The sequence below is a fragment of the Mesorhizobium jarvisii genome (genome assembly GCF_003601985.1).
GTDB lineage: Bacteria > Pseudomonadota > Alphaproteobacteria > Rhizobiales > Rhizobiaceae > Mesorhizobium > Mesorhizobium jarvisii.
In genome coordinates, this window is sequence record NZ_QZXA01000036.1 from 1 (window position 1) to 427 (window position 427).

1 protein-coding gene is annotated in these 427 nt (G+C 53.6%); it reads right to left on the bottom strand.

The window, feature by feature from the left end; all coding sequences use genetic code 11:
- A partial coding sequence (locus tag D3242_RS33185) for an NAD-dependent epimerase/dehydratase family protein (protein ID WP_120145585.1) occupies positions 1-427 on the bottom strand: 427 nt, incomplete at both ends.

Here is a 427-nt window from a genome sequence, read left to right on the forward strand (position 1 = left end):
CATGCGAATTACTCGGGTGGAAGTTGTCATGCGGGCCATACAGGTTGGTCGGCATGACTGAGCGGTAATCGCGTCCATACTGGCGGTTGTAAGATTCGCACAGTTTGATCCCGGCGATTTTGGCAATGGCGTAAGGCTCGTTGGTCGGCTCCAGCGTGCCCTGCAATAATTCGCTTTCTGCCATCGGCTGTTTTGCCAGTTTCGGGTAGATACAGGACGATCCGAGAAACAGCAGTTTGTTCACGTCGTTCTGATGCGCGGCGTGAATGATGTTGCTCTCAATCATCATGTTCTGGTAGATGAAATCCGCCGGATAGGTGTTGTTGGCAACAATGCCGCCCACTTTCGCCGCCGCCAGATAGACCTGGTCAATACGTTCGCTGGCAAAGAAATCATGCACCGCGCGGCTGTCCAGCAGGTTCAGTTC